The sequence below is a fragment of the uncultured Enorma sp. genome, assembly GCA_905210055.1.
Classification (GTDB): Bacteria; Actinomycetota; Coriobacteriia; order Coriobacteriales; family Coriobacteriaceae; genus Enorma.
The window spans coordinates 1-6,285 of record CAJLVH010000116.1 but is presented as its reverse complement, the minus strand read 5'-3'; the positions used below and the strand labels follow the sequence as shown (position 1 = coordinate 6,285).

General features: G+C 61.4%; 4 protein-coding genes. All 4 read right to left on the bottom strand.

Annotated features, from left to right (window positions below; all coding sequences use genetic code 11):
• Positions 1–214 precede the first annotated feature (214 nt).
• The gene (locus tag QZ079_RS07415; RefSeq protein ID WP_297037126.1) at positions 215–952 is read right to left on the bottom strand and encodes a hypothetical protein; all 738 of its coding nucleotides are present in this window, start codon (positions 950–952) and stop codon (positions 215–217) included.
• Positions 953–955: 3 nt separating this feature from the next.
• A complete protein-coding gene (locus QZ079_RS07410; protein ID WP_297037123.1) occupies positions 956–1,771 on the bottom strand; it encodes a hypothetical protein in 816 nt (271 codons plus the stop codon).
• Between the two features lie 8 nt (positions 1,772–1,779).
• Positions 1,780–3,945 (bottom strand): BREX system Lon protease-like protein BrxL, encoded by a 2,166-nt coding sequence (gene brxL, locus QZ079_RS07405; RefSeq protein ID WP_297037120.1) that lies wholly within the window; start codon positions 3,943–3,945, stop codon positions 1,780–1,782.
• A gap of 24 nt (positions 3,946–3,969) precedes the next feature.
• Positions 3,970–6,285, bottom strand: a 2,316-nt coding sequence (gene pglZ, locus QZ079_RS07400; protein ID WP_297037117.1) for a BREX-1 system phosphatase PglZ type A, incomplete at its 5' end; no start/stop codon positions are given.

Below are 6,285 nucleotides of genomic sequence, written 5' to 3'. Positions count from 1 at the left end.
AGCCACCTGTCAAAATGAACCCGTCCCCAATGGCTGCAATGGCTGGTTTCCAAGCCTCGAATCGGTGGGTTTTGGGCAATCGTCCGAGTAGGCTCGATCGCGGCAACGCTTCTACCTGCATGTTCTATTCTTCAGGACGCGTGTATACTCACCAGGTTGCCAAAAACCCACCGACCCAAGGCTCGAGATGCCATCCGCGCAGAATCCTAGCTCCCTACGGCACGTAGACTCCGATGTAGTCCTCGAAAGTACCCGCTTCGTTCCCCTCTTCCTTGGAATAGCGATAGACGATGTACCGCTTTTCTAGGTTCGTCTCAACGTAATCGAGGAGGTCATCGTCATCAACCTCGGCGATGGCACACGCATTGCTCTCTGCAACGAGCTCGCGAAGACGTGCTACGTCCTCTTCCGGAACGTTAGATAGTTGGAACGATTTGAGGAAGTACTCGTGTGCGGCATCTTCGTCATCATCAAAGGCGCTCCCACACTTCCAGCCTTCATCTGAGGATTCCCATGTCACGCTATTAATGGAATCGAGAATCTCGTCACGGATCTCATCGAGTTCTTTTACAAGTTCGTCTGGATTGCAGAAACAGAATTCTTCACGGAACAAAACAATGAGGTTGCGATAGAACTCATCAAGGGTCTTCGGCACATTGGCCTCTATATAGAAAGCGCCATCCTCCGGCTCAAGATACTCTATATGCCGCTCATCCCTGCTGCCGAGATTATGCGATCCAAGGAGCATGATTACATCCGAATCGTATACCTCAGGTTCGAAATCTTCATCCTCATGAAGTTTGGCCTCGTAGTTTCTTAGGACTTGAATGAGATACGGGCAATCAATATCTAGCCTGACATCGACCCAAAAGGAGCTGTCATCAATGATATATTCCTGGCAATCCGCACTAAACTCACACCTAATTTTCAATGGATCAGCTAAATAGTTCATGGTTCAGCCCTCTCCTCGCATAGCGGCGTCCAGATGGTCGCAGACAGACAGCTCGTAGCGCTCCAGCGTGGCGCGCGGCAGCGGGCAAAGGCAGGCAACCGCCCGCGCAAGCTCCGACCAGCCATGCCAAAACGCCTCGACGATAGGCGTGGGGTCATCGAAGGGGCCGAAGAACGGAAGCTCCACCGCCCGTTCAAGCTCCTCGATAACCGAAGCCAGATCCATCTCCTCCTCGCACGAAGGCTCAGCAGAAAAAGCGGAGAAGATTCCGCCCACCTCGAGCACACGGCGAAACTTCTGGAACAGCCGCTCCTCCACCTCGAACAGCGCATCGAAGTGCTCTTTTACCTGTGAAAGCACCTCGGGCGCCGGACGCTCAACAGCATAGGGAATCGTCCCGGAAAGCGACACGTCAACTCCCCGCTCCGCGAGCTCGCGCTCGATCTTCTCCAAGCACTCCGCCGCCGCTCGCGCTGCCGCACCCATAACACGTCCGGGCATCGCGGGGTCGCAGTTGCGATACTCCCCTACCAGCCTCCTCATGTAGTCGAAGGAACGCTGTAAATACTCCACGAGCTCGCCGCTCGACTCAAGCGAGCACATCGAGCTGTACGTCCGCTCCGCATCGAACTCGCGTGGGAGTCCTCCGGCCTCCTCGACCGCAGCATCCATAGCAGCACGCAGTTGTTCGCAGAGCGCGGATTTCAATCGCAAGGCCGCAAGGCCGTCACGCAGCGCATTCTGTCGACGCCGCGCCTCTTCGCGCTCCATCACGTCCGCGATGCGCTCAACCGCACCGGTGAGACGATCCTCTTCCATGACGCCCCCTAAAGTCCCAGCGCCTTGCGCGCGGCGTCCACCACGTCGCCGGTGTTGTAGAACACCGGGCTCACCGACCCCATGATCTCGGGCGCGACGTCTTGCAGGTCGCGGATGGAGTCGAGCGGCAGCAGCACGTGGCGCGCCCCGGCGTTCTTCGCCACGCGCAGAATGTCGTTCAGATTGTTCACCGGCTCGAGTGTGCCCGAAAGGCGCAAGATACCCGGGATGGCGAGCGCGGCCATGGTCGGCCGGTTGCTCGCCGCGGAGCACAAACCCACGAACTCGGCGAGCGAAAGTTCCTCAGAAAGCCCCTTACCCTGCAAGTCGTTGCAGAAGAGCAGATAGTTCTTCGCCCCAACATGCATGCCGGTCGCTAGGCGCGCGGCATTGTTCTTGAAGATCTCGAACGCCGCGAGCATGGATTCGCGCACGGGACGCGCGTAGCCAAGCCCCTCCGTCTGAAACTTCATGTCGCCCGCGACCGCCTTGTTCTCCATGCGGTACACGGCGAACTCGCCCTCGAGCGAGCGGCCAATGCCGAAGACATGGCCCGGCTGCACGGCGTTCTCGGGAATGAGCGCGCCGGACGCCTGCTCGGGAACGTAGATCACATGCGGCACCGTCGGGTCGTCCACGTCGGTATACCCCAGGTTGACGTCGATGAACTCGATGCCCGCTATGATCTTGAGCTGCTCCTTCACGCGGCGGCGCCCCTCGATGGCGTACTCCAGGATCTCGCGCGCCTCGTCCTTGGTCATCCGCCCGTCTGGGTACAGCAACTTCGCCATGCCGGAGAAGGTCTTGCGCACGCCGATCTCGTCGCGCTGGTTGAAGTCCCCGTTCAGGCGGAACATGCTGTCGAAGGCGTGGGTGAGGTCGCGGCGGCGCATATCGTGGAAGAACTCGGAGAGGCAGTCCGTGATGAGGCCGTAGCGCTTGGCGATGATGTCCGAGCGCATCTTGGGAACTTCCCAACCGGGCAGGTAGCAGTGGATGCGGTCGAAGAACGCGCTGTCGTTGTTGAACTCCGGCGGGAACGGGTCGAACAGGTGCGTGGTCTTGAGTACGTTCTGCACCGTGTCGTTGATGTTGCCCTCGAAGATCATGGAAGCGTCGGCGTTGTAGGAGTCCGTGCCGCGACCGAACGTGCCGTTGGCCATGTACCCCTTCATGATCTGCACGGCGTTCAGATCCCTGAAGTGCATGCCGGCCACCTCGTCAAAGGCGATGGCATCCCAATAGCCCACAAGTCCCATAGCCGAGCCGTGCCTGCCGCCCAAGCTTGCGAAGAGCTTCGCCGTGGTGGTCTGGCCGCCCGAGAGCAGGTACGCATACGGCGAGGTTTCGGTATACAGGTGCGACTTGCCGGTGCCGCGCGGGCCGAGCTCGCACATGTTGTAGTTGTGCTCGATGAGCGGCACCATGCGCTCCAGGTAGTGGAGCTGCTCGCGGCGCGTGAGCTGTGCGGGCTCATACCCGGCGGAGCGAAGGATGAGGTCGCTCCACTCCCGAGCGCTAAAGAGCTTACGCTGCGCGATGAACGCGTCGATGTCGAGGTTGGGCATCTGGATGGGAGTCAGGCTCACGATATGGAAGGGGGAATCCTCCGGCCCGCGCTTCTTGCCCTTTCGACCCGTCTTGGGCTTCGGCTGCTCGCCAAAGGGGTCGTCGAGCTCCATGTCTTCCACGCGCAGGTACTCGATGCGCATGATGCACCAGATGCCGCCCATGAGGATCTTCGTGTACTTGCGTACGTACTCGGCGGGCATCACGAACGGCTCGATGTTGAGATTCGTGAGCTGGGCGACGTAGATATCCTGATATTCGTCGAGATGCGCCTGGACTTTGTCGATGATCGTGTACTGCCCGAGCTCGCGGATCTTCGACTTGATAGCCTCGCTCTCGTCTGGCCGTACGTAGTTCTCGGTAAGGATCTTGTCGATCTGCGCAAGACCCTGCTGTGCCATGACGGGATCGGTGGTGGCGCAGTACATGCCCAACAGGTATTCCAAGACGAACGTGGGCACATTGGAGCCGCGCCTCATGAGGGCGGTGAGATCCTTACGCACGATCTTGCCCGGAAATGCCTGGATCAGCTTGCGGTCGAGCTCATCGGTCTCGTAGGGAGGGACGACGACGCCGTTCTTCTGCTCTGCATTGAGTTCTGCCATGGGTATCGTTATCCTTTCCTACCGCTACCAACCGAAATCGACCGCAGGCGCAAAGGCAACCTCGATGCGCACCTCGCGTCTCCACGCAACGACGCCCGTCTGCGCATGGCGCGCCACGATGTAGTACGTCTGGGACGAGCTCGGCGAGAAGCCCGCCTTGAGGGCAAACTGCGCCGTGAGCTCACGATCCGCTGCCTCCGTCGACGTGCGGTCCGCAGCAAGCAGCACCTCATCGCTCACCGCATCGCCGGCGGCGTCTTCCACAACAATGTTGTATGCGCCTTCAAGCTTCTTACCGACCACGGGCTCCGTTTGGAAGAAACGCAGGCGGAAGAGCGTGTTCGTGATGGGGCTCGTGGGGTCGAGGAGCTCGATCGCAACAGGCTCCGCCTCCACATACGCAGCGCTCCCGGCACGCATGTTCTTGAACTTCACCACCGGAACGCACAGCTCCTGCAGCGAAAGGCCTCCGTGCACATAGTTCTCGCCGGCACCCTGTCGGCGAATGCGTGCGCAGCCGCGCGGCGTGAACCCCACGAGCTCGTCGCTGCCGTTCGCGCCCATGGCGACCTCTACCAGGTGCCGCACGCTCGAACCGGCAGGCGCAAGCGCGTAGCGGCGCGTCTCCTTGAGGAGGGTCGCGTCCATCTCCTCGGCAGCCACGTGATCGAGCTCGTCGAGCGGCTCGCGCGTATAGAGGAAGCCATGGTCCGCCGTTATGACCACGTTCGAGCAGCGCAGCTCGCCCGTGATGATCCTCACGAGCGCGACGATCTCCCTCATGGCGGTCTCGCATGCCTCGAACACGTCGTGCTCGGTCTTGGCGTCGTCGCCCGTCGCGTCGACGGCATTGTGGTAGACGTAGACTACCTGCGCATCCTTCACAAGCTCACGTCGCTCGTCGCGACGCATGGATACGAACTCCTCCTGCCGAATGGCCACAGCAGTGGGTTCCTGCACGCGCAGCACCGCGGCGCGATCAGCGATGCTCTTGGTTGGCATGCCGTCCGCCAGCACCCGCACGCTCCCGTCGTCGCACGAAAGCGCTATGCCGGTCTGCGGCAGAAGCGACGCCATGCCGGTAGCGGTTATGGAAGGGAACGGCGCCTGCATGGCCTTGGGCGTCGCCTGACCCTTCGTCTCACGCTTGAGCCGCTCGGCAAGCTCGGCCGCCACCTCATAGCGCAGCGCGTCGGAAACGATCACGAACACGCGCGCGTCCTTCGCCACCGGTGCGACGTACGTGAGGTAGAAATCGCGCAGACGAGGAATGTCCGCAGCGTAGCCCAGGCGCCCGAAGTCCTGCTCGCACAAATCGAACCAGCGCACGTTGAGCTCGTTCAAGAACCAGTTCTTATAGAGGTTTTCGGTGCGCCGGGCTGCCGCCTTGAGGGCATCGTCGAGCTCGTTGTTCGCCACGAGCAACGCCCGTTCGAACGCCGAGAAAAATGCTCGATACGCGGAATCCACGCGATACAGGTCGTGCGCGTAGGCATCCCACAGCACCTGAGCGCTCTCCGCATGGAAGCCGTCCGCATGCTCGCGGAACAGCTCCTGCATGCTGGCGGCAGCGATGAGCGCCGCGTAATAGCTGGAGACGTCCTCGAACCACGGCATGGTCCGGCGGCGCTCATACACCATGCGAATGTCCGCGCTCACGTCGGCACCTTCCGCCACCGATTCCAGGAGCTTCCGGGCGATGATGACGGAAACGCACGGAAGCGCGTCGCACGGGAGCAGCTCGGCAACCGAGAGCGCCTCGAGCCGGTGCTCCACGTCGCACGAATCCTCGACCTCGTTTACCGTCTCGGCAAGCGCCGCCTCCGCGCCGGGCGTGGACGACCACGCAAGCACGAGCTCGTGGCATATCTGGGCATGCGCGGCGGAGATGAGCCGGTCGAGGCCGGTAAGCTTCGCGGCGTCGACGGTATAGGCGAGGGCCGTCACGAATAGGTGCCGCGCCATGGCGTCGACCGCAGCCACGTCACCGATATAGCCGATGGTCTGCGAACACATGGTACGGAACGCCTCGAGCGCGCCGGCAGATTCCACATCGCCGAGCGGCGCCTCCACGCCCTCGTCGTACGCGCGCGTGAGGTAGGCCACGAGCACGCTCGCAAAATCCGCGGCGACCCCCTTGCCGAGCGCCGCGGCCATAACCGCCGTGTGCAGCTGGTTGACCGTCTCGTACGATGCGCGCGCCTGCTTCAAACGGCGCATGTTGGTCTTCTTCGAGAGAAATGCCCGGTAGTGCTTGAGCGCCGCGCGCATGTCCGCCGTGTCTGCCGCCGAGAGATCCTCGAGCTGGGAAGACACCAGATCCGCCTGGAAGTGGCGACC